Source organism: Pseudomonas sp. MUP55 (genome assembly GCF_034043515.1).
In the GTDB taxonomy this organism is placed as follows: Bacteria; Pseudomonadota; Gammaproteobacteria; order Pseudomonadales; family Pseudomonadaceae; genus Aquipseudomonas.
In genome coordinates, this window is record NZ_CP138214.1 from 3,477,706 (window position 1) to 3,499,739 (window position 22,034).

The following is a 22,034-nucleotide window of genomic DNA, read 5'->3' on the forward strand; positions in this document are numbered from 1 at the left end:
AAATTTGAATTAGCGAGTTGCCCGCTCAGTCAAGAATTATGAACGCGGTAAATTTGACGAGGTAACAGTGATGACTATCCAGGCAGAGACACTCGTACAACTGACCGAAGCCTTGAAAGAGCGCGGCTTGAATCTGGTTTCCGACGTCCACTTCACGCGCGCGCCCTACCGGCACAATCACCGCTGGATCTGCACGGTCGAGTAACGGTCCACACTGCTGACGGCTTGGCCGCGTAGGCGGCCGTTGGCACCTTCCGGCACTGCGCAAGGGACGCCTACATAAAACAGGCCCGGATCTGCTGCGACTGTGTAAAACTCAGGCTTTGGTGACAGTCACCGCCTCCCTGCAGACCTTGCGAGTAATCACATGATCGACGGTTCCGCTGTGTTAACAGTGTTCTTGGTCTACCTGGCGGGGGTCGTTATTCCTGGCCCGAATTTCGTTGCCGTTGTCCATAAGGCGGTGGCCGCTACACGCGCTGAAGCCCTGGCTTTGGTAGCGGGAATCGTGGTGGTCAATCTGTTCTGGTCAACCTGTGCGATTGGTGGGCTGGGGATCGTATTCGCCGCTCTCCCTTGGGCCGCCCTGGTTGTGAAGGTGCTCGGGGCAGCCTATCTGATGTGGTTCGGGTTCCGATTGCTACTCAATGCCGGCAGGAATGCGATCGGCCCCTCAAATGATGCCGTCGCCGGCAGTTGCCGACAGTCCTTCACTCAAGGTGTGATTACCAACCTGGGCAACCCGAAGTCCATGGCCTTCTATGCCGCTGTATTCTCAGCCGCCGCCCCCGCCCACGTTTCGCCAGGCACGTTCTTGTCGATGCTGGCAGTCGTAGTGGTAGTTTCGCTGGCCTGGTATGCCATGGTAGCAATCGCCCTTTCCCAGCCCAGATTCGCCAGCGCCTATCAAGGACGGAAAAAAGCAATTGACCGACTGTGTGGCGGGTTGATTTTGTCGTTGGGCATCCGTCAGTTGGTTTAGCAGTCCTGTCACCGAGAAACCGGGCTGGCCAGTCACTTCAAGGGAACCTCGGGGTCAGCATTTCAAATCCGGGAATGGCCAGTGGAGGCGCTTGGACGTGCAGTGCTGGTTCATTTCGAACCAACCTTTCTGGCACCACCGCCACTAGGTCACTGTGCGCCAATGCCGAGACGAGCGAGTTGAAGTTGGGCACTGAGAGTACGACGCGTCGTTCCAGGCCCTTGGGAGTCGCACTACAGTGGCCGAGAGCTAAGCGTTCGCCGGCGTGTGCTGAGGCGCGCGATGACTGTTCAGGCACCAGAAGACACCGGTGACAAGCAGCAGGATCGCAGCGAGTTCGTACGAATCGGGGAATCGATGCTCCCATAAAAATCCAAAGACCAGCGCCGCCAGCGTCTCGATCACCAGCACTTGCCCGCTGAGCGCCAATGGCAGAAGCCTGCTGGCCTGATTCCAGCATGCGCCACCGATAACCGACGATAAAAGCGCCACGCCGCCAGCCACCAGAAAAAAGTGCAGCCATTGGGCGCTGCCATGGCTGGCGGCGTGCAAACCCAGGACTGGCGCCGCCAACAGCAGCGACTGCGCGCCGGTCATCACACCCGTCAGCAGTGCCCAGTCATGGGAGGACACGCTGGCGACCTGAACCAGCCGCCGAGCGTTGCTCACCGCGAACCAGCTCCAGGTCGCCAGTGCGCCGGTCGCGCATAAGATCCCTGCAACGTTGGTCAGGGTGTCGGGCCTGTCGCCATTGATCAGCGCATGCCAACTGATCAGCACCACGCCTGCCACGGCACAGCACAGCGAAGGGGCGAGCTTGCCCAGGGAAACGGCGTTGGCATCGTGACGCCCCGCCAACGTGACGAACACCGGGATGAGCCCGACGATAAGCGAGGTTGTGGCAATGCCAACCAACTGCACTCCGGTGCCCACCAGCGCATAGTAGATGAGGTTCCCGACCAGGCTGAGCCAGAAGAGTGACTTCCAATCGGCCACCGTCAGGTTGGCGCAAACCCGCCGCCAGCGCGGCAGCAGCAAGGCCAACGAGATCGCGCCATAACAGAGAAACCTGAGCACGGCGAACTGCAGCCCGCTCAACCCCGGCGTAAGCTGGGGGCCGAGAAAGATCACCCCCCAGCACAGCCCCGCGCAAACACCGTAGACGATGCCCTTGAGTAAAGATCGATCAGCAAACATTCATCCGCACTCCCAAAGCGTAATGAAGGAAGTCTGCCGCAGCGGATTCGGGAATTATTGTCGGTAAACGCGGGTTTTTTTACCCAGACTGTTTGTGCGCTTTACGGTAAACCGCCGGGCTTGTGGCGCTGACCCGTTGCATGGCTCGGGTCAGCGAGGCCTGGTCGGAAAAACCGGCGCGCAAGGCGATTTCGCAGATGGGCAATGAGGTTGCGCGCAGCCATCGCTGAGCTTGCTGGATGCGCACATCGGTCAACCAGGCTTGCGGGCTCATGTCGAACGCCTGGCGAAAACGCTGGTGCAGTTGGCTCATGCTCATGTTTGCAACTTGAGCCATGACGTCGTTGCTCCAGTTCGCCCCCGGATTTGCCCGAAGACGGGTAATCAACTGCTCGAACGGGTCGCAGGAACGCGGTGCATCCGGGCTAAGGGATGACAAAATCAACGGGCCCAGCTGTGACGCCGTGATGGACAGCTGTGTGTTGCCCACCAACTCGGCGAACTCGATCAGCCGGCGTGTCGCCGGGGGAATGGGGACATATATCTGCCGAGCAAGGCGCTCGATCTGGAGCGTCTCCCACGCCGTTGGCGCGCAGTCCAGAACCAGAAAGCGGCTGTCGGGGTTGGTGTGCTGCGAATGCACCGCGCCAGGCGTCACCAACGCAGCCACTGACTGATCGATGCAGCCACCGCGGCCGCCTACGTCGATTTCCATGCGGCCGCGGATCGGCAGCACCAATTGAGTGTAGTCATGGTGATGGTTGTGGTTTTCGCGCTCGTAGCTGCGCACTTCAAGACTCAGAAACATGATGCACCATTGGCCCGATCTGGTAGGTTGACGCCTACAGCGCCTGCGCGCACCTGTATTCGCTCAGGATTGGCCTGGAGATTCTAGCATCGGCTTACTTGACTACGACATTCAAGACCAGATCGCCGTTTCTGTATTAATTTCTGCCACGGACGTGGCGTTAAACTGCCGCTGGCGGTGCAAGTCATCTCGCATTTTCGAAAACTCGAAGTTCCTGGTCTCCAATTCCTTCAGTACCAGACTCGAGATTCTGTAAGTACCGCAGTCGGAGCAGTCAACGAGCTTAGTACTCTGCCCCTCATCGGACTGCTTCGCTTCAAGCCCGCACAGATAGCAATTCATGTCTGACCTCCTGTTGGTTGATGCACAGGAGATCGCCGCGTGGCGGCAGAAGTTTCAATTTCCTGGCAGCGCCATCGCCTGGGAAAACTCCCTGGCATCCTCAGCGGCAAAGGCAAGGCCTTCCTGGCGCGCTGCCGAGGCATCAAACAGAGTGGCACTTGGGCTTGGGATAGCTAAGTTTGCGGTGCTGGATAACTTGATGAATCAAAACCTGGGGAAATAGCCAGGCTTGCCAAGAGCCGCCCCTAGCCACAGGCGAACCTCAGTCAATAAAAACCCGGCGCTGTGGCCGGGTTGTTGACGGACTGTGCACCCGCTTGTCATTTACTTCGAACCACTGTTCTCGCGTTCAGTTTGAGCATCCTGATCAGACCCAGGGTTGCCCGGCGGCGGGTTCCAGTCCACCGGGCGCTCGTCCGTTGCCTGCTTGGGCTCGGATTTGGTTTGGTCAAGACCTGAGTCATGACCTTCACCGGCATCAGGCACTTCTTTTTTGGGGCCCGGGTATGGCGCTGCCGGACCATTATTATCATCGACCATAACTACCTCCTCTCTGTAGCGCAGGGTTGCGCATAGGTATGAGAGGTGCGGTTTAGAGAGAACGTGCAGGCGCATCGACGAGCGGGCGAAAGAATGCGCACGATGGCGAAGCGTTGCATATTCATGCTGCCCCACGCCTGGTCAGGGCCCGGGCCGGCGACCTAAAGTCCCCATGCATCGTCTGCACCGCCCCCGCCCACCCGAAGTTCTCGCACGCCCGCTTGCGCCCAGAACCGAATAACCGCGCCCTTCCCGCCCGTAATCACCTGGACATGCTGGATCAAGTCAGACTGGCAGTCGGCGCGCATCACCGGTTTATAGCCGTGGGCCTTGTACAGCACCCAGCCGCCGTCCTCGGATTCGACACGGAAAACATCCATTGAAAAGCCCCTGCAGTTTCTCGATTGAGACCCGCGACCTGCCCCCTGTTTCAAGCATTCGCTAATCAGCGCCGCGAGATTATTCCCGGCACGGCTGGAGCAGGCTCAAGCCCTATCCACAGCGGTGTTGCTATCGCGTTCACGATCCCACAAGCGCACTTGCAGACTGTTGTGCACGGCGGTCGCGCAGATGGCCGCCTGGCCTGTGGCGACGCTGATCTGCTTTAGCGACTCCACCACATCACCGACCGCATGGAGCCCTTTGACAGAGGTGCATTGGTGGGCATCAACGTACAAGGCCCCCTGCTCGTTAACCCGCGCGCCCACCTGCGTCGCCAGCTCGGAACAGAACCGCGACCCGAGTGAGGGATAGACAATGTCAAAGCAAAGCGCCTCACCTTTGCACGTGCGCACCTGGACTTTTTGATCGATGACCTCGATGCGCTCGACACGGTCGTCGATCAGGCGTATGCCCGCGTGCCGCGCCAGCTCGACCGCTTCTTCGCAGGCCTGGGTATCACCATGAACCAGCACCGTCACACGGTCAGTGAAATTGCGAAGGAACAGCCCGTGGTTGATTGCGCAATGCGCTTCGCCGTACACCGCAACGTTGTCACCGTTAACCTCATAACCGTCGCAGATCGCGCACAGCCGAATGACCGATTGAGCGACAGCATCATAGGGTCGCGCCATCTGCGGCAGCGTATCCACGATACCGGTCGCCAGTACCACCCGACGCGCGCTCAGTGTTCGACCGTTGAGTCGCGCCTCAAACCCCATACGGTTGCGCGACAGGCTTTCCACCCGCCCGGCCTCGATGATCGCCCCGTAACGCAGCGCCTGTTCGCATAAACGCTCGAGCAGATCTTTGCCGGCGATACCGGGTGGGAAGCCTGGATAGTTATGGGAAAGCGGGATCAGACTCGCGCGGCTGGGCCCGCCGTTGGCCACCAATACACGCCGGTGAAAGCGGCTCAGGTAAACCGCAGTGGTCAGCCCTGCCGGGCCTGCTCCGATCACCAGGCAATCAAAATCCACCTGTCCGGCATCGGTCGACGCCGATTCCGGTTGATCAAAAAGCTCCTGGTATTCATCCCGCGCGCCTGCCATCACTCGTTCCTCCGTATAAGCCTTGCTAGTAATGACTGGTGTGGATCAGCAAAGGTTTTGCAGAACGATAAACGGCGGTTTATGGCTGATGTTCCGTTCGTCTGCCCTGCTCGTCGCGCCTGTGAACCATGGGCTGCGGCCCCCTTTCGAAACTGGACAACCCATTTTGAAAACCTGTTCAGGAGCAGCGCCATGGATGCACCCCGCCAGATCACCTACAGCCAGTTCCCTCCCATCGAGAACCCAAGGCGCAGCGGCATGCTGCCCGTGGATGAACTGCATACCTTGTACTGGGAAGAAAGCGGCAACCCCGAGGGCGTGCCGGTGGTTTACCTGCATGGCGGCCCCGGCGAGGGCGCGCCACCGAGCTCGCGGCAGTTCTGGGACCCTGATCATTATCGAATCGTGCTCTTTGACCAGCGCGGCGCCCTGCGCTCGACGCCGCTCGCGGCGCTGCACAACAACACGACCCAAGCGTTGGTCGGCGACATCGAGACGCTGCGTGAACACTTGGGCATCGAGCGTTGGCTGGTCACCGGCGGGTCATGGGGAACGACCCTGGCGCTGGCCTATGGCGAACCGCACCCGCAACGCTGCCTGGGTTTTATCCTGCGCGGCGTGTTCCTCGGCACACGTGATGAGATCGACTGGTTCATCCACGGCATGCGGCGCTTCTTCCCCAGGGCGCATGAGGACTTCGTCAACCTCATTCCCGAAGCCGAACGCGCCGACCTGCTGCAGGCCTACCTGAACCGCATGACCGGTGAAGACGAGTCGATCCGCATGGAGGCCATTCGCGGCTGGATCCGCTACTCGGCGAGTTGCTCGTTGCTGCGTCATGACCCCGAAGGCGTTGAGGAACAGGCGGCGGACGACGAGACCAGCATCGGCATGGCGACCCTGGATGCCTGGTATTTTCTCAACCATTTGTTCCTCGAAGAAGATCAGCTGATTCGCGACATTGCGGCGATTCGCCATCTACCCTGCATCCTCGTTCAGGGTGGCCACGATATGATTGCAACGCCCAACTCCGCATATCGCTTACATAAAGCATGGCCAGGCTCGGTGCTGAAACTGGTGCCGGACGCTGGCCATTCACCTTCGGAGCCGGGCATCTTGAGTACGCTGATTGAAGCTACCGAAACATTCAAGGTTGCAGGGCGTTTTGACTGACACTGAACCAGGCGCGTAGGGGCCGTATCTTCAGAGCCCTTACATCACTTGACAGCAGGATAATTGAACAACGCCACCAGGCCCGGGGCATTAGTTTAATTAACATGATGCCGTTAATATTTATGGCTTGCGGTGGAATTGGGGGACAAGCCTTTGCTTATTGGATTAAGCCCTATCGGTCTCACACTGCGTAACTACACAGTGGATGGCATAGTTTGGCGTATGGTTTTTCCCGTTTTTTCATGGAAGTTTTTCATATAGGTGTCACAACCCACTGCTACGCTGCCTGTGTCAGAGGGCAGGATCGCCCACTTGGGCGCTATTAAACGGCTCACTGGACGCCAGGGAATATTCTGAGGACAGAATGATGGGCGGTGCTGATGCAGTGATCTCTGATAAATCACTGAATTGCAAAACATGGAGTTGTTATGATCGTTTTAGGAATTACTAACAATGATTTATCAGGTGCCTGCCTGGTCCGCGACGACCGAATTCTCTCAGCTGTAAGTGAAGAACGTTTCACCCGTATCAAGGATGATAACGTCTGGCCTGCGCAATCTATTTCATTTGTACTGGCTGAGGCGGGTATGAGTTTAGAGGACGTAGACTATGTAGCCTATGGTTGGAACGCAGGGTTCACTGCTGAAAAGCATTTACCTTTATATTTCGATCGTATTGTAGATGAGGTCAAGAACAACCCTGACGGGCTACCGCTTTTCCGACAACGTATTGTTGACGAAATATTCAATGATAAAGAAAAAAGAGCCGAGTTCGATCAGTTTATCTCGGACAATGCGTTGTCCGCCTACTACATAGACCACCATGAATGCCACGCATTAGGCGCATATGTATGCTCCCCGTTTGACGAGGCGTTAACCCTGACGTGCGATGGGCGAGGTGATTTCCAATCGCTGACGCTGACACATTACACAGCCAACGAAACCACGATATTACAGCGTGAAACAAGCATCGACAGTTTGGGGTACTTCTACGGACGTATCACCCACCTGATGGGTTACAAACCTAACCGTCATGAAGGCAAGATCACAGGCTTGGCGGCCTTCGGCGATCCCGAAAAACTGCTGCCCGTCATGCAACAAATGATCAATGTCGAGGGCGGACGCATCAGGGCCAAATGCGGGGATCTTTTCCTGCCTTCGTATAAGGGTTACAGCGACGCGCTACAAGCGTTACTCGCCAATGAAAAACCGGAAGATATTGCAGCTGCTGTTCAACGCCATGTCGAAGACATGCTTGTTACGATCGTAACGTATCATTTAGAAAGGCTAGGCAGTCGTAATCTTTGCCTGGCAGGGGGTGTATTTGGCAACGTGAAGCTTAACCAGCGTTTACGAGAAATCCCTAACGTGAATAACGTTTATGTACTGCCATGCATGGGAGACGGCGGCCTGGCACTGGCCGCTGCAGTGGGTGCGGCTTACCTGAAAAACGGTACTCGATTCAAAAACCCGGCGATGACGCTGGGCCCGGCCGCACGTAGTGTTTCGCAAAACATAAACCTCATAAATCGCGATTACCCTGAATTGGGTTATCACAACCCGGCGAACATCATTGAAACGCTCGTAGACGCCTTGATGGAAAACCAGGTGCTGGGCATGTTCAAAGGAAAGATGGAATTCGGCCCGAGGTCGCTCTGCAACAGGAGCATTGTCTACCATGCCAAAGATGCTGATGTGAACGACTGGCTGAATAAACGTATGCACCGAACCGAGTTCATGCCGTTCGGCCCCGTGACCGCTGTCGAACAGGCCGCCGAATGCTATGTGGACTGGACCGAAGACCATGTTGCCGCAGACACCATGACGATGACCTATGATTGCCATCCGCAATTTATCGAGGCCAGCCCAGCTGTTGTGCATGTTGACGGCACCGCCAGACCGCAGGTAATTCGTCCTGAGGCAGATGGATTCATGCATAAGCTTCTAAATGCATGGCACGCTCGAACAGGGCAGTCCGCGTTGATAAATACGTCTTTCAATCGTCATGAAGAGCCGATTGTATGCACTTCACAGGATGCCTTGGCGGCTCTTAAGGAAGGCATGGTCGACTTGGTCGTCATGAGCGAGTCGCTGATCATCTGGCGTAAAAACAAGAACAGTTTTGCCTTGCAGCGCTTTGAGTAAAACCGACATGCCTAGGGGCTTTTCAAGCCCCTTTTTTCCCGAAATGGGTGTTCAACGGTTTTTATGTGGTGACCCGATGTACCTGATATTTTTTGGTTTTTTTGCAGCCGAGGGCATTATCTATCCCTTCTGGCCAACCTGGCTAGACACGCTAGGGTTTAGCGCCAGTCAGATCGGTTTGCTGATCGCGGCAGCTTATTGGCCTCAGATTGTAACCGGGGTATTGATCACCTATGCCGCCGACTGGCGCATCGATCAAATCTACCTGGCCGCACTGCTCAGTTTTTCAGCAGCAGTCAGCACTCTATTGTTTTATTTTCTACCCGCTTCGCTGTTCACTTTTATCGCGTTAAGCATCTCGTTCGGCGGACTGTGGATGGTCGTACTGCCGCTGTCGGAGTCGTATCTGCTTAAACGCGATAAACAATCCATTCAAAATTACGGCTGGGTAAGAGCAGTTGGCTCTTCAGCCTTTATTTTAACGTCAACACTTGGCGGTGTTTTTTTTACTGTTTATGGGCTCTCGTGGGTGCCTGTCAGCGTTGCGGCCAGCATGCTTTTCACAGCGCTAAGTTGTTTATGGTTAAGACATCGCGTCCCGAATGGAAATGTCTCCTACGCTATTCAGCGCACCCACAAACCAGACTGGCGGCGACTATTCGAAAACAAGACGCTGCTGTTGGCCATTGCTTCTGCTAGCATCATTCAGTTAAGCCACACTTTGTATTTTGCTACAGCCTCAATAAACTGGGGTCTTAAAGGTTATTCATCGACGACCATTGGTTTATTTTGGTCAATTGCTGTGATTGCCGAGATCACCTACTTTGCGTTCTCGAATAAAATCCTGAAGTCCTTCTCTCCGTTATCCATCGTCGTGTTGTCCAGTTTATGCGCATCGCTTCGCTGGGCGTTCTTTTCTAACAGCGACAGCCTATCACTCATCATCATAGGGCAATGCATGCACGCTCTGAGTTTTGCTGCTTATCACACGGCGATTATGCGCTTTATTCGCGATCACGCTCCGCAAGACATACAGACGTTAACTCAGGGATTCTATTATTCTTTCGCCGTCGCGATACCCATGGGGATAGCCACGCCTTTTTCCGGGTATCTTTACCAGAAAATACCCAATGGGTCTTTTTATGTCATGGCCACCGCCGCCTTGCTCGGCGCGCTACTGGCTTTGATTGCTTATCAAAAAATGCGGAAATCCAAGCATGACGACACACAGGTTTACAGCGGTCTGTTTTGATATGGACGGCGTCCTTATTCAGTCACGCGAAGTTATTGAGTTTGCCTGGACCAGCGTGGCGCGGGAGTATGGCGTTGAAATCAGCCAGGATTTTATACACGAGCATATCCATGGTCGACCAGGGGAGTATACGCTTGAGGCTCTCTTTCCCAGCTTTGATCAACCCACCCGCCGCATCATCAAGCAACAAGTGGATGCTGCCGAAGAGGTGGCCGTCTGTTCTTTAGTGCCTGGGGTGGCAAAACTAATTTCTCGATTGCGGGAACGATCAATCCCGTTGGCACTGGTTACCAGCAGTTGGCCTGCTCGTATCGCCAACGTGCTCAACTATCATGGGCTGGAAACTGCCTTTGAATGTATCGTTTCACGCGAAGATGTCAGCAGCGGAAAGCCCGCCCCTGACTGCTATCAGCTAGCGGCTCGAAAACTGAACAACCCCATCAATGAGTGCCTTGTCTTCGAAGACTCTGTAAGCGGTGTCCAGTCGGCGGTTGGCGGCGGCGCGATTTGTCTCGGCATCGGCAACGACATTTCGCTGCGCGACGACGGCGCCAAGGCGGTGTACACCGACTTTGACGCCCTGCAGACCACAGAAAGCTCGGCACCAACCTCTCTGTTCACTGAAAACGGCTTAGTTCTCGGTAGCCATAGTTCCAGGAGATCACCTTCTTAATGACATCCACACTGAAATATGCCGCTATTCTTTGGGAGTACTTATCTGAAGGGCGTCAGCATGACACCTGTGATTTGCTAGTAGTCTGTGGGTCGTACGATCTTCGTGTCTGCGATTACGCTTGTGAATTGCTTCGCAAGGGCGTCGCTGGACACCTGGTGTTCACAGGCAATACGGGCAATTGGACGAGACATTTATGGGACAAGACGGAAGCCGAGGTTTTCGCTCAGCGCGCGCTGGATCTCGGAGTGGTGCAGGAGCAATTGAGCTTGGAAAAACGAGCAACTAACTTTGCTGAAAACATCGCCTTCACTAGAGAAATGTTTCCACAAATACACAGTGCTACGTTTCTTACCAAGCCCAACTCAATCCGCCGAGTCAAGCTGACGTTACCTATCCAGTGGCCGGGCCTTGATGCATGGGTTGATGCCCCTAGCTACTGTTTCCCTGAACAGACTTCCAATCAGGTCGGGGTGCTTGGATTAATCGACGAAATGGTGGGTGATATACAGCGCATTATGCTGTATCCAGAAAAGGGATTTCAGATCGAAGAGACGTTACCAAAAAAAGTCGAGGCGGCCTGGAGGCACTTGATTGAGCTGGGCTTTACAAATCACCTGGCCCGTTAGCGTTGCAGCGACGCTCCGGAACGTACACTGCGTAGAGCCTTGGCGCTCGGCACAGCACGTAGGGCCGCCCACCCTCTTCAACCCCACCGCCGGCGTGGCCCTGGCAGGATTCGCAATGCTGGCTTCATCATCTCGCTATCCCAGAAACGCAAAAGCCCCGCTTTCGCGAGGCTTTCGTGTAAATCTTGGCGGGAAACCAGGGATTCGAACCCTGGGAACGCTATTAACGTTCGCCGGTTTTCAAGACCGGTGCATTCAACCACTCTGCCAATTTCCCTTGTGCATCACAGGATTATAGTAGCTCATCCCGTCTCAGCGGGCGCCATAATACCCGAATGAAACACACTGTCAAACTCTCTGCATAGCTTGTTACAGAGCGTCTGTTATGATCTTTGCGACTGAACGTTTCAAAACTGAAGGAGTGTCGCCATGCGCGAACAGAATTACGCAGTGAATGGCAACGCGCAGGCTGAGCAGCTTGAAGTCAGCCGCGTCTTGCGCAACACGTACGGCCTGCTCGCCCTTACCCTCGCATTCAGCGGCGTGATGGCTTACGTGGCCCAGCAGATGCGCGTCGGTTACCCGAATATCTTTGTCGTGCTGATCGGCTTCTATGGTCTGTTCTTCCTGACCAACAAGCTGCGCGACTCGGCCTGGGGCCTGGTGTCGGCGTTTGCCTTGACCGGCTTCATGGGCTTTATCCTCGGCCCGATCCTTAACCGTTACCTCGGCATGGCCGGCGGCGCGGAAGTGGTCAGTTCGGCATTTGCCATGACCGCGTTGGTGTTCGGTGGCCTGTCGGCGTACGTGCTGATCAGCCGCAAGGACATGAGCTTCCTGGGCGGCTTCATTACCGCTGGCTTCTTCGTGTTGCTGGCGGCTGTGGTAGCCGGCATGTTCTTCCAGATCAGCGGTCTGCAACTGGCGATCAGCGCAGGTTTCGTGCTGTTCTCCTCTGTGTGCATCCTATTCCAGACCAGCGCCATCATCCACGGTGGTGAGCGTAACTACATCATGGCCACCATCAGCCTGTATGTGTCGATCTACAACCTGTTTATCAGCCTGTTGCAGATCTTCGGCATCATGAGCCGCGACGACTGATTGCAAAGGTCGTAAAAAAGAATGCCCCGTATCGCGAGATACGGGGCATTTTCATTTCTGCGGCGCGGGGACGGATCAGTACTGGTTGGGTTCCATCTCAAGCACCACCCCGAAGCGCTCGGCGATATCCTGCTGGATACGCAGCGCCAGATTGGCAATGTCACGGCCGGTGGCCGCGCCATAGTTGACCAGCACCAGCGCTTGCATTGTATGCACGCCGGCATCGCCATCGCGAAAGCCCTTCCAGCCGGCCTTTTCGATCAGCCAACCGGCAGCGAGTTTGGTCTGCCCGTCTGCCTGCGGATAGGCCACCAGGTCCGGGTACTGGCTTTTCAGCTCAACAGCCAAGGCCTGGGGCACGAGTGGGTTTTTGAAGAAACTGCCGGCATTGCCCAGCTCTGCCGGGTCCGGCAATTTTTCACGGCGAATGCTGCAAATTGCCCGGCTCACATCGGTCGGCGTAGCGTCGGTAATCCCCTGCCCGGCCAGACGCTGCTGCACCGGGCCGTAGTCGAGTTTCAGGTGGCTGGCGCGGCTCAGGGCAAAGCGTACCCGCAGTATCAACCAGCGCCCGACTTCATGTTTGAACAGGCTGTCGCGGTAGGCAAACCTGCATTCCTGCAGGCTGAAATCCCGCAGTTCGCCGCTCTGGCGATCCAGTGCCGTGAGCCCGGCAAACACGTCCTTGATTTCAACACCGTACGCGCCGATGTTTTGCATGGGCGCTGCACCCACCGTGCCGGGGATCAGGCTGAGGTTTTCCAGGCCGCAAAAACCCTGTTCAAGGGTCCACAATACAAAGGGATGCCAGGCTTCGCCCGCTTCGGCTTCGACCACTACGTGCACGCCGTCGTCGTGCAGCACGCGAATACCCTGGGTCACCATACGCAACACCAGGGCCGGTACGTCCTGGGTCAGCAGCAGGTTGCTGCCGCCGCCGATCACCAGCAGCGGCACACTGTGCGCCTCGGCGTAGGCCAGGGCTTGCTGCACATCGGCATCACTGCGGGCCTCGGCAAACAGTTGGGCGCGCACATCGATGCCAAAGCTGTTGAAGGGTTTGAGGGATACCTGCGCCTGTACTTGCAAGGTCATAACCGCCCCTTCAATTCGATCACCAATAAATCACAGGCACGCTCGATCAGGTCCAGGACCCGCTCAAAACCCTGGTCGCCTTCATAATAAGGATCTGGCACTTCGTCCACTTCGCCGTCAAAGCGGCGCAGGAACAAATCCAGCTGCGCCTTGCCCTGTGCTGGCTGCATGGCCTTGAGGTTGCGCAGGTTGCTGTGGTCCATGGCCAGGATCAGGTCGTAACGCGCAAAGTCGGCGCGGGAGACCTGTTGGGCACGCTGGGATGACAAGTCATAGCCACGCGCCAGTGCCGCACGCTGGCTGCGCTGATCCGGTGGGTTGCCGACATGCCATTCGCCAGTGCCTGCTGATGCCACCTCAACCTGACCGGCCAAACCGGCGTCGCGCAGCTTATGGCGCAAGACGCCTTCGGCGGTGGGCGAGCGGCAGATATTGCCCAGGCAGACAAACAGGACCTCCATCAAGCCCCCAGCAGGCGACGAACGCGCTCGAGGTCTTCCTGGGTGTCGACGCCTGCAGGCGGCGCTTCCAGCGCATCACCCACATGAATACGCACGCCGTGCCACAGGGCCCGCAGTTGCTCCAGGGACTCGGTGTTTTCCAGCCAGCACGGGCCCCAGCTGACGAAGTCATGCAAGAAACCGGCGCGATAGGCGTAGATGCCGATATGGCGGCGGTACGGTACGCCTTGCGGAAGTACGCCGGGGTTGCTGGCAAAGGCATCCCGTGCCCAGGGCAGCGTCGAACGGCTGAACGTCAGGGCCAGGCCGTTGGTATCGCTGACGACCTTCACCACGTTGGGGTTGAACAAGGTTTCGCTGTCTTCGATCGGCTCGGCCAGGGTTGCCATGCGTGCTTCGCCATGGGCCGCCAGATTGGCGGCGACCTGGTCGATGACGCTTGGCGGGATCAACGGCTCGTCGCCTTGCACGTTCACCACGATGGCGTCGGGCGCAAGGCCCAGTTGCGTCGCCACTTCGGCCAGGCGATCGGTGCCGGAATTATGGTCTTCGCGGGTCAGCACCGCCTCGGCGCCGAACCCTTTGCAGGCTTCGATGATGCGCGGATCGTCGGTCGCCACCACCACCCGTTCAGCGCTGCTTTTACAGGCCTGTTCCCATACCAGCTGGATCATCGGCTTGGCGCCGATCATTTGCAGCGGCTTGCCCGGCAGGCGGGTCGATGCATAGCGCGAGGGAATCACTACGGTGAAGGCGGTAGTCATTTATCCAGGCGCTCGTCGGTCGTCAGGGTGCGGGCTTCGCTTTCCAGCATTACCGGGATGCCGTCACGGATGGGGTAAGCCAGGCCGGCACCTTTGCTGATCAGCTCGGTTTTGTCGGCGCTGAGCTTGAGCGGGCCTTTGCAGATCGGGCAAGCGAGGATGTCGAGCAATTTGGTGTCCATGGGTATTTCCTGGAGATAAACGGTTCAAGGCAAAAGACGGTTGGGCAGCAGGCGCATCAGCTGCGTGTCGAACCAGGCGACAAAGGCTGGCGACGGTAGCGCATCCACCGCAAGGTACCACCAGTCGGGCCGGGCGAAGGCGCGGCACTTCACCGCGTCTTTTTCGGTCATGACCAGCGGCAATGGCGGTGTGAAACTCAACACCTCGGCACTGTAGGGCGCGTGGTCGGCAAATGCATGGGGAATCGGCTGCCAGTGTAGCGTTTCAAGGGTATTGAAGAAACGTTGCGGATTGCCGATACCGGCCACCGCGTGCACCGGTTGGCCTGGCGCAAAGTAGCTGACCGGCTGCCGCTCGCCGCTGTGCAGGTTGACCAGTGCCGAAGGCTGCAGGCGAAAAGCAAAGCCGTCTTCCCGGTCCGAGGCGGCACCGTTGTAGAGCAGCGCATCGATACTCTGCAGGCGCTCCACCGGCTCACGCAAGGGCCCTGCCGGCAAGCAACGGCGATTGCCCAGGCCACGGGCGGCATCGATCAATACCAGTTCCAGATCGCGGGCCAGTCGGTAGTGTTGCAGGCCGTCGTCGGAAAGGATCAGGTCCAGGGTTTCGCTGGCCAACAGCGCTTGCACCGCTCGGCTGCGATCCGGGTCGATCATCAACGGCACACCGCCGCGCTGCACGATCAGCAAAGGCTCGTCACCGGCCACTTCGGCACTGTGGTTGGCCTCGACCCGCCATGGCAACTGTGGTGGCTTGGCGCCATACCCACGGCTGACCACGCCTACGCGCAACCCTCTGCGCCGACAGTGCTCGATCATCCAGAGGATCATCGGCGTCTTGCCAGTGCCTCCTACCGTGATATTGCCCACCACCACAACGGGCACCGGTGACTGGTAGATAGCGCCCTCACCCGCCAGGAAGCGCGCACGTTTGCGCTGCACCACCCGGCGATACAAAGACTCCAACGGCCGTAACAGCAGGAGCGCCGGGTGGCCCTCGTACCAGGCCTTGAGCAAGCGATCGGACATGGCCATCAGGGTGGGCTCGCCGCCTCGACAGTGGTCATGCGCAGATGGCTGAAACCGAGCTTGCCGGCAGCGTCCATCGCGGTGATCACAGCCTGATGCTGGGTCTTGCCGTCGGCACTGATCGACAGTGGCATGCTGGTGTCGCCGCCGGACTCCTTCTGCAAGGCCTCCATCAGGCTGGCCAGGTCGTTTTTCTCCAGCAACTGGTTATTCACCGAGAACACCCCATCGGCGCTGATGGCGATGTCCAATTGCTTGACCTGCTGGTCTTCGGCAGGCGAGCCGCTCACGGCTTCGGGCAGGTCGACGCGCAGCTGGGTTTCCCGGGTGAAGGTGGTAGTGACGACAAAGAACAGCAGCAGGATAAACACCACGTCAATCAGCGACGCGAGGTTGATATCGACGTTTTCCCGTTGCTTGCGGCGAAATTTCACGCTTTGCCCTCGACCAGGTCCACATCACGGTCGCCCTGCACCACTTCCACCAGCTTGATGGCTTCCTGTTCCATGCCGACCACCAGTTCATCGATGCGCCGTTGCAGGAAACGGTGGAAGAACACTGAAGGGATACCCACCATCAGGCCCGCAGCGGTGGTGATCAATGCCTTGGAAATACCACCGGCGAGCACGGCGGCGTTGGTGGTCATGCCCGAGCCCATGAACGAGCTGAAGATGTCGATCATGCCCAGCACCGTGCCCAGCAAACCGAGCAGCGGCGCCATCGCGGCAATGGTGCCGAGGGCGTTGATGTAGCGCTCCAGTTCATGGATCACCCGCGCGGCGGCTTCCTCGATGCACTCTTTCATGATCTCGCGACCATGCTTGGAGTTGGCCAGGCCCGCGGCGAGGATTTCACCCAGCGGCGAATTGGCGCGCAGCTCCTTGAGCTTTTGCTTGTCGAGCTGCTTGTTCTTGATCCAGCCCCACACTTGCCCCAGCAAGTGCTCGGGGGTGACGCGACTGGCGCGCAGGGTCCACAGGCGTTCGGCGACGATGCCGAGTGCGGCAATGGAACTCATGATGATCGGCAACATCATCCAGCCGCCGGATTTGACCAATTCCCACACAGTGAATGCCCCCTCGAAAAAGTGCGCCACTTTACCATATAGGTTCGGCAGCGGGGTTCGTCGGCCGCAGACCGGACTGTCGCAGCGCGCCGTGTTTGGTAACGTTGGATTACGGTAACGGTTCGCGCCAGAACCGGCGTTGACTGCGCGCAACAACGGCGGGCTCGAACGCCCCTAACTGCACACGCACAGCACCTTGTTCGGCGCTGTCATGTATCCGGCTGCCCAAGGCCTGATAGCGCTCCAGCACTTGCGAATGGGGATGACCGAAGGCGTTGCCCCGGCCTCTGGAAATCAGCACCGACTTGGGCGCAAGCCGCTGCACAAAGGGTCTGGATGACGAGCTGCGGCTACCATGATGGGGCGCTTGCAGCCAATCGGTTGGCACCGCCAATGACGTATCCAGCAATGCGCGCTCTGCTGCACGGTCGATATCGCCCGTCAGCAGCAGCCGTTCGCCGCCTGCCACCACCTGCAACACACAGGATTTGGAGTTACCACTGATGGCATCAACCCACTGCCATAAGACGAACGACACGCCATCCCACTCCCACCGTTCACCGCTGATACAAGGCTCAGTCTTCAGAAAAGCCGGCAGCCCCTCGGTTTCGCCGCCGACCACACGCGTGATGGGCACCCCACGGGCGACAGCTGCAGCGCCACCGGCGTGATCGGCATCGGCATGGCTCAGTAGCATCATGTCCAGGCGCTCTATGCCGAACTTTTTCAACGACGGCAAGACCACGCGCGCGCCCAGATCCAGCGACCCCGAACGAGGCCCGGCGTCGTAAAGCAGAGCATGATTGCGGGTGCGCAGGATCACGGCCTGCCCCTGGCCGACATCCAGCTGCACCACCGTCACCTGCCCATGGGGTATCGGGTCCCTGGGTGGAAATACCGCCAGCAACAGCATGGGCCAGCCCAGCAAACGAAACGGCACCCCGTTGGGGAGCAGCAATAACACCGCGCCCGCCAGGCTCACCAGCCAACACGCCAGCGGCACTTCAGCCGGCGTCCAGGCCGGCAACTGCCCGCCCAGCAGCGCCAGCACCTTGAACCAGGCTTCCAGCGCCCCACCGGCCAACCAGATCAAGCCGTCACCGATCACCGGCAGCCACAGCAGCGCCGTGCCCAGCAGCGCCAACGGCAGCACCACCAGGCTGATCCACGGCACGGCGAACAAGTTGGCCACTGGCGCAGTAAGGCTGATGGGCAACCCCAGCACCAGCAACAATGGAAACAGGCCTATGGCTATCAACCACTGCGGACGTGTCCATGCCTGCCAGACGCTCCATGGCCCCAGCCGTCCGCCGAACGTCAGGACCAGGATCGCAACCGCCGCAAACGACAACCAGAACCCAGGCTGCAGACTGGCCAACGGCTCAAGCAGCAGTACGCCGTTGAACGCCAGCAACAGCGGCCACCAGGCGCCCAGATGCTGAAAGCGCAGCCGCCATAGCAGCACCAGACCAACCATCACGCAGGCCCGCTGCACGGGCACGCCGAAACCCGCCAGCAGGCCATAACTCAAGGCGGCTGCGAAAGCCATGCCACACGCCCAAGGCAGCCATGGCAGGGTTCGTGGCCAGCAGCCATAACGCGCCAACCCCGCCAACAGCCCATAGATCAGCCCGGCCAGCAGGCCGATGTGCTGCCCGGAAATGACCAACAGGTGCACGGTGCCGGTGTCTTGCACCACCTGCCACTCCTGTGCCTCCAGCCCCGAACCGTCCCCCAGCACCAGCGCCGCCACTGCGGCTTCACGGCCTTGCGCATCGGTAGCCAGCAGGCGTTGGCGCAGGCCGTCGCGCCAGGCGTTGCGGGCCGGCGCCAGGCGTTCACCGTCTTTCACCGAGCCCGTGGCACCCATGCGCTGCGCCAGCAGCCAGGCCTCGTGGTCGAAACCGTGGAAATTGAGCAGGCCGGACGGCCGCTTGAGGGTGACAGCCAGACGCCAGCGTTCCCCGCTGCGCACCGCCGGCCCGCCGTGCCAGGACACACGGATGCGCTTGGGTAGCCTGGCCTTGCGCGACCGACTGTCAGCCAGCTCAAAGCGTACGCCCGTGTCCGTCTGCTGGGGCAAACCGACCACGCGCGCCTCCAGCCAGCGCGTCTCGCCGTCCAGCGTCGGTTGCAATCGATCATCCAGTGCCCACTGCGCGCTGATGCAGGCCCAACTCAAACCCAGCAGGAAGAACGCCAGCGGATAGGTACGAAACGGCAACAACATCAATGCCAACACGACCATGGCCAACAGCCATCCGGTGGCCGGCAATGCCGGTAGAAAACGCAGGGTCAGCAACCCCAGCGCAAGCGCGAACATCCCTGTCCTCATGGAGCATTCCTTTGGGTGATCCATTCAGTCTTAGTTGGGGTTCCCAGCGGCGCCTTTGATGTTTTGTCACAAAGTCTGAATTTTCTGTTTATAGAATGCGCGCATACTTGCCCCTCGAACTGACCTGGACCCCTTATGCCCCGGCGCTTATTCAAACGGTACATGCCCGACCCCAGCAGTATCAGGGAACATAAGTCATTACAGTTTCTTGGCACCCTGCTGCATGACCCGAACCTCTGGCACCTCAACCGGCATTCGGTGGCCCGCGCCATGGCCGTGGGTTTGTTTGCCGCGTTTATCCCTATTCCCTTGCAGATGTTGCTCGCTGCGGTCCTTGCGATTGTGGTGCGCGGCAACATGCCGATTGCCGTCAGCCTGGTCTGGCTGACCAACCCGATCACCATGCCGGTGGTATTTTTCTGCACCTATATCACCGGTGCCTGGTTGATGAATGTGCCGGCACGCAGCCTGCCCGATAACCTCACCTGGGAATGGATCAGTGGCGAGTTGAGCACGATGTGGCAGCCATTCCTGCTGGGCTCGGTGGTCTGCGGATTGGTGCTCGGCGCATTGGCCTATTGCCTGACCATGGGGTATTGGCGCTGGTGGGTGGCGCACCAGTGGAAGAAACGCAAACTGCGCCGGCGCTGATGGCTAGCAGGCCGGCAGCCGCAGGTGTACGCGCAGGCCCTGCCCGCTATTCTCTGCCCACAGGCGACCGCCCTGACGCTGGACAGCGTTGCGCGCAATACTCAAACCCAGGCCGAAGCCGCCATCACCGGGTCGTGAACCGTCCAACCGAATGAAGGGCGCGAAGATCCGTTCCAGGTCGGCCTCATCAATGCCTCCTCCCTGATCCTCCAGCCACACATGCCAGTGATCGCCTTCACGCGCGCCGTCCAACGTCACCCTCCCCTGATCCGGAGAATGGCGTATCGCGTTACGCAGGATGTTTTCCAGGGCCTGGGCGAGCGCATTGAGGTTACCGCGCACCCAGCACTCGGTGGGCAGCAGGCACGGCAAGCGCGAGGCCGGCCAGTGGCTTTCAAAACAGGCATTCTCGCGCAGCATGTCCCATAACGCCGGCAGTTGAATGGCCTCCTGGGGCAAGGGCGCCCTGTCGCTGTCCAGCCAGGCCAGTTGCAGGCTGTCTTCCACCAGGCGCTGCATGGAGTCGATCTCGCGGCTCAGGCGTTCACGCAACTGCACCAGATCCTGCTCGCTGTCACACGCCACGCGCAGGCGGCTCAGGGGCGTGCGCAATTCATGGGACATGTCCCGCAGCAGTTGTTGCTGCAACTGCACGGTGCCCTGCAAGCGTTCGGACATGTGGTCAAAGGCACGTCCCAGTTCACCCAATTCATCCTGGCGACTGGTCGCGTCGCGGGACATCCGCGCATTCAATTGATCGGCACGCCACGCATTGGCCTGCTCGCGCAACTGATTGAGGGGCATGATCAGCAGTCGATACAGGCCGATACACAGCAATAAGGTAAACAGCCCGGGGATCACGCCGTTGGTGACAACCCGCCAGAACAGCTGATAGCGCCCCGGCATGAAGCGCTTGGGCAACTCGATCACCAGTGACCCCGCGTCGGGGTCGACGGGAAAGGCGATCTTCAGCCAGGGCAGGCCTTTGGTATGGCGGCTCACCGGCCAATCCAAACCGCGCAGAAAAGTCAGCCGCTGGCTTTCCTTGTCGCTCAACGGTGCGCTGCCAAGGGATTGCAGATCATTGCCGATCACACCCAGCCACGTGGTTTCACGGTCGGCCATGTGCTCAAGCCAGGCATCCACCCCGGCACTGCCCTGAGTGCTCCAGGCCAGCTCGGCCCCCGCCGCATAGCCGCGCAGCGTATCGCGCGCCTCTTCCGAGAGGTAGGCACTTTGCTGCTCCATGTACCGGCCCCAGGACCAACTGAGCCAGATCATCAGCAAACAAAAGGCGATCAGCAGGCACGCCAGCTTCCAGAACAGCGAGTGCCTGCCCGGCAACCGCTCAGAGCCCTTCATCGTGACCGCTGAGCACATAGCCCTTGCCCCACACCGTGCGCACCTCGCGCTCGGTGTAGCCGACGGCCTTGAGTTTGCGGCGAATCTGGCTCACGTGCATATCCAGACTGCGGTCGTGTGGGGCATAACCGCGTTGCAGCACGTGCTGATAAAGGAAGGCTTTGCTGAGCACTTCTTCAGCATTGCGGTGCAAGGTTTCCAGCAGACGGTATTCACTGCGCGTCAGGCCGGCCCGGTGCGCCTGGTAGACGACATCGCATTGCTCATCGTCAAATTCAAGGACATGGGCATCTTCGCGCAAGGGCGCAAGGCTTGGCTGGGGGCGGCGGTCCAGGGCCACTCGGCGCAGAATGGCTTCGATGCGCACCCGCAGCTCAATCATGCTGAACGGCTTGGGCAGATAATCGTCCGCGCCCAAGCGAAAGCCGCTGATACGGTCGGCTTCGGCGCCCAGTGCCGACATCAGGATCACGGGCATGGCATGGCTCTGGCGCAAGTGCGTGAGGATCGACAGCCCGTCCAGCCCTGGCAGCAGAACGTCCATCAGCACCAGGTCGAACGCCCGGTCACGGGCCAGTTGCAGACCTTGCTGGCCATTCTGGCACCAGGTGACCTCAAAGCCGCAGCGGCCCAGGTGTTCATGGACGTAGGCGCCCAGCACGGGGTCGTCTTCGATGGTCAGGATACTGGGTAGGCCAACGGCTGCGGGATTCATTAGCGTCTGCAAGTCATTCTCAATGACTGATTATTCAAGATTA

25 protein-coding genes, 1 tRNA gene and 1 pseudogene are annotated in these 22,034 nt (G+C 58.7%); 10 read left to right on the forward strand and 17 right to left on the reverse strand.

What is annotated here, in order from left to right; genetic code table 11:
• The first annotated feature begins 70 nt into the window (after nucleotides 1-70).
• Together SC318_RS15520 and SC318_RS15525 are read left to right on the forward strand one after the other, a co-directional pair.
• Nucleotides 71-205, forward strand: a complete 135-nt coding sequence (locus SC318_RS15520; protein ID WP_256657537.1) for a hypothetical protein — start codon at nucleotides 71-73, stop codon at nucleotides 203-205.
• Between the two features lie 162 nt (nucleotides 206-367).
• Nucleotides 368-982 carry a LysE family translocator gene (locus SC318_RS15525; RefSeq protein WP_320427508.1) on the forward strand — a complete coding sequence of 205 codons (615 nt, stop codon included), beginning with the start codon at nucleotides 368-370 and terminating at the stop codon, nucleotides 980-982.
• A 55-nt stretch (nucleotides 983-1,037) separates the two neighbouring features.
• Here SC318_RS15525 and SC318_RS15530 read toward each other — a convergent pair.
• The 3 genes and pseudogenes from SC318_RS15530 to SC318_RS15540 all read right to left on the reverse strand — a co-directional run.
• Nucleotides 1,038-1,205 (reverse strand): annotated as a pseudogene (locus tag SC318_RS15530) (LysR family transcriptional regulator); the annotation flags it as partial.
• A 26-nt stretch (nucleotides 1,206-1,231) separates the two neighbouring features.
• On the reverse strand, nucleotides 1,232-2,179 hold the full coding sequence (locus SC318_RS15535; protein WP_320427509.1) for a DMT family transporter: 948 nt from the start codon (nucleotides 2,177-2,179) through the stop codon (nucleotides 1,232-1,234).
• Between the two features lie 79 nt (nucleotides 2,180-2,258).
• Nucleotides 2,259-2,987, reverse strand: coding sequence for an AraC family transcriptional regulator (locus SC318_RS15540; protein ID WP_320427510.1), 729 nt, complete (start codon nucleotides 2,985-2,987; stop codon nucleotides 2,259-2,261).
• Nucleotides 2,988-3,327: 340 nt separating this feature from the next.
• On the opposite strand from SC318_RS15540, the gene SC318_RS15545 reads away from it, so the two are divergent.
• Nucleotides 3,328-3,552 carry a hypothetical protein gene (locus SC318_RS15545; RefSeq protein WP_320427511.1) on the forward strand — a complete coding sequence of 75 codons (225 nt, stop codon included), beginning with the start codon at nucleotides 3,328-3,330 and terminating at the stop codon, nucleotides 3,550-3,552.
• A gap of 101 nt (nucleotides 3,553-3,653) precedes the next feature.
• Here SC318_RS15545 and SC318_RS15550 read toward each other — a convergent pair whose 3' ends face one another.
• From SC318_RS15550 to SC318_RS15560, 3 genes are all read right to left on the reverse strand, one after another.
• Nucleotides 3,654-3,869 carry a hypothetical protein gene (locus tag SC318_RS15550; protein ID WP_320427512.1) on the reverse strand — a complete coding sequence of 72 codons (216 nt, stop codon included), beginning with the start codon at nucleotides 3,867-3,869 and terminating at the stop codon, nucleotides 3,654-3,656.
• A 161-nt stretch (nucleotides 3,870-4,030) separates the two neighbouring features.
• Complete coding sequence (locus SC318_RS15555) at nucleotides 4,031-4,249, reverse strand: hypothetical protein (RefSeq protein ID WP_320427513.1); 219 nt, start codon at nucleotides 4,247-4,249, stop codon at nucleotides 4,031-4,033.
• Nucleotides 4,250-4,354: 105 nt separating this feature from the next.
• A complete protein-coding gene (locus SC318_RS15560) occupies nucleotides 4,355-5,359 on the reverse strand; it encodes an NAD(P)/FAD-dependent oxidoreductase (RefSeq protein WP_320427514.1) in 1,005 nt (334 codons plus the stop codon).
• A 192-nt stretch (nucleotides 5,360-5,551) separates the two neighbouring features.
• On the opposite strand from SC318_RS15560, the gene pip reads away from it, so the two are divergent.
• The 5 genes from pip to SC318_RS15585 all read left to right on the forward strand — a co-directional run bounded on the left by pip (nucleotide 5,552) and on the right by SC318_RS15585 (nucleotide 11,230).
• Entirely contained in the window at nucleotides 5,552-6,532 is a 981-nt protein-coding gene (gene pip / locus SC318_RS15565) for a prolyl aminopeptidase (protein WP_320427515.1), read from the forward strand.
• A gap of 428 nt (nucleotides 6,533-6,960) precedes the next feature.
• Nucleotides 6,961-8,676: a carbamoyltransferase family protein gene (locus SC318_RS15570; protein WP_320427516.1), complete on the forward strand. Its 1,716-nt coding sequence runs from the start codon at nucleotides 6,961-6,963 to the stop codon at nucleotides 8,674-8,676.
• Nucleotides 8,677-8,752: 76 nt separating this feature from the next.
• Nucleotides 8,753-9,928, forward strand: coding sequence for an MFS transporter (locus SC318_RS15575; RefSeq protein ID WP_320427517.1), 1,176 nt, complete (start codon nucleotides 8,753-8,755; stop codon nucleotides 9,926-9,928).
• A gap of 1 nt (nucleotide 9,929) precedes the next feature.
• Nucleotides 9,930-10,601 (forward strand): HAD family hydrolase, encoded by a 672-nt coding sequence (locus tag SC318_RS15580; protein WP_320427518.1) that lies wholly within the window; start codon nucleotides 9,930-9,932, stop codon nucleotides 10,599-10,601.
• Entirely contained in the window at nucleotides 10,601-11,230 is a 630-nt protein-coding gene (locus SC318_RS15585; protein WP_320427519.1) for a YdcF family protein, read from the forward strand. The genes SC318_RS15580 and SC318_RS15585 overlap by 1 nt, the downstream gene beginning before the upstream one ends.
• Nucleotides 11,231-11,416: 186 nt before the next feature.
• On the opposite strand, the gene SC318_RS15590 is transcribed toward SC318_RS15585, so the two are convergent.
• Nucleotides 11,417-11,507: transfer RNA gene (locus tag SC318_RS15590), tRNA-Ser, on the reverse strand.
• A 152-nt stretch (nucleotides 11,508-11,659) separates the two neighbouring features.
• Between SC318_RS15590 and SC318_RS15595 the strand changes: the two genes are divergently transcribed.
• Nucleotides 11,660-12,331, forward strand: coding sequence for a Bax inhibitor-1/YccA family protein (locus tag SC318_RS15595; RefSeq protein ID WP_053256786.1), 672 nt, complete (start codon nucleotides 11,660-11,662; stop codon nucleotides 12,329-12,331).
• Nucleotides 12,332-12,406: 75 nt separating this feature from the next.
• Here the strand turns inward: SC318_RS15595 and murB are convergent, their stop codons facing one another.
• From murB to SC318_RS15635, 8 genes are all read right to left on the reverse strand, one after another.
• On the reverse strand, nucleotides 12,407-13,426 hold the full coding sequence (gene murB, locus SC318_RS15600; RefSeq protein WP_320427520.1) for a UDP-N-acetylmuramate dehydrogenase: 1,020 nt from the start codon (nucleotides 13,424-13,426) through the stop codon (nucleotides 12,407-12,409).
• Nucleotides 13,423-13,887, reverse strand: a complete 465-nt coding sequence (locus SC318_RS15605; RefSeq protein ID WP_320427521.1) for a low molecular weight protein-tyrosine-phosphatase — start codon at nucleotides 13,885-13,887, stop codon at nucleotides 13,423-13,425. Before SC318_RS15605 ends, murB begins: the two co-directional genes overlap by 4 nt.
• A complete protein-coding gene (gene kdsB, locus SC318_RS15610) occupies nucleotides 13,887-14,651 on the reverse strand; it encodes a 3-deoxy-manno-octulosonate cytidylyltransferase (protein WP_320427522.1) in 765 nt (254 codons plus the stop codon). Before kdsB ends, SC318_RS15605 begins: the two co-directional genes overlap by 1 nt.
• On the reverse strand, nucleotides 14,648-14,833 hold the full coding sequence (locus tag SC318_RS15615) for a Trm112 family protein (RefSeq protein WP_003174668.1): 186 nt from the start codon (nucleotides 14,831-14,833) through the stop codon (nucleotides 14,648-14,650). The genes kdsB and SC318_RS15615 overlap by 4 nt, the downstream gene beginning before the upstream one ends.
• Nucleotides 14,834-14,857: 24 nt before the next feature.
• On the reverse strand, nucleotides 14,858-15,868 hold the full coding sequence (lpxK, locus tag SC318_RS15620) for a tetraacyldisaccharide 4'-kinase (RefSeq protein ID WP_320427525.1): 1,011 nt from the start codon (nucleotides 15,866-15,868) through the stop codon (nucleotides 14,858-14,860).
• Nucleotides 15,868-16,296 carry a flagellar polar localization protein PocB gene (locus tag SC318_RS15625; RefSeq protein ID WP_320427526.1) on the reverse strand — a complete coding sequence of 143 codons (429 nt, stop codon included), beginning with the start codon at nucleotides 16,294-16,296 and terminating at the stop codon, nucleotides 15,868-15,870. The genes lpxK and SC318_RS15625 overlap by 1 nt, the downstream gene beginning before the upstream one ends.
• Nucleotides 16,293-16,928 carry a flagellar polar localization protein PocA gene (locus SC318_RS15630; RefSeq protein ID WP_122676958.1) on the reverse strand — a complete coding sequence of 212 codons (636 nt, stop codon included), beginning with the start codon at nucleotides 16,926-16,928 and terminating at the stop codon, nucleotides 16,293-16,295. The genes SC318_RS15625 and SC318_RS15630 overlap by 4 nt, the downstream gene beginning before the upstream one ends.
• Nucleotides 16,929-17,037: 109 nt before the next feature.
• Nucleotides 17,038-19,263 (reverse strand): DNA internalization-related competence protein ComEC/Rec2, encoded by a 2,226-nt coding sequence (locus tag SC318_RS15635; RefSeq protein ID WP_320427527.1) that lies wholly within the window; start codon nucleotides 19,261-19,263, stop codon nucleotides 17,038-17,040.
• Between the two features lie 135 nt (nucleotides 19,264-19,398).
• On the opposite strand from SC318_RS15635, the gene SC318_RS15640 reads away from it, so the two are divergent.
• Nucleotides 19,399-19,914: a DUF2062 domain-containing protein gene (locus SC318_RS15640; RefSeq protein WP_320427528.1), complete on the forward strand. Its 516-nt coding sequence runs from the start codon at nucleotides 19,399-19,401 to the stop codon at nucleotides 19,912-19,914.
• Between the two features lie 3 nt (nucleotides 19,915-19,917).
• Here SC318_RS15640 and SC318_RS15645 read toward each other — a convergent pair whose 3' ends face one another.
• Nucleotides 19,918-21,276, reverse strand: coding sequence for a sensor histidine kinase (locus tag SC318_RS15645; RefSeq protein ID WP_320427529.1), 1,359 nt, complete (start codon nucleotides 21,274-21,276; stop codon nucleotides 19,918-19,920).
• Complete coding sequence (locus SC318_RS15650) at nucleotides 21,263-21,991, reverse strand: response regulator transcription factor (protein WP_320427530.1); 729 nt, start codon at nucleotides 21,989-21,991, stop codon at nucleotides 21,263-21,265. Before SC318_RS15650 ends, SC318_RS15645 begins: the two co-directional genes overlap by 14 nt.
• Nucleotides 21,992-22,034 lie beyond the last annotated feature (43 nt).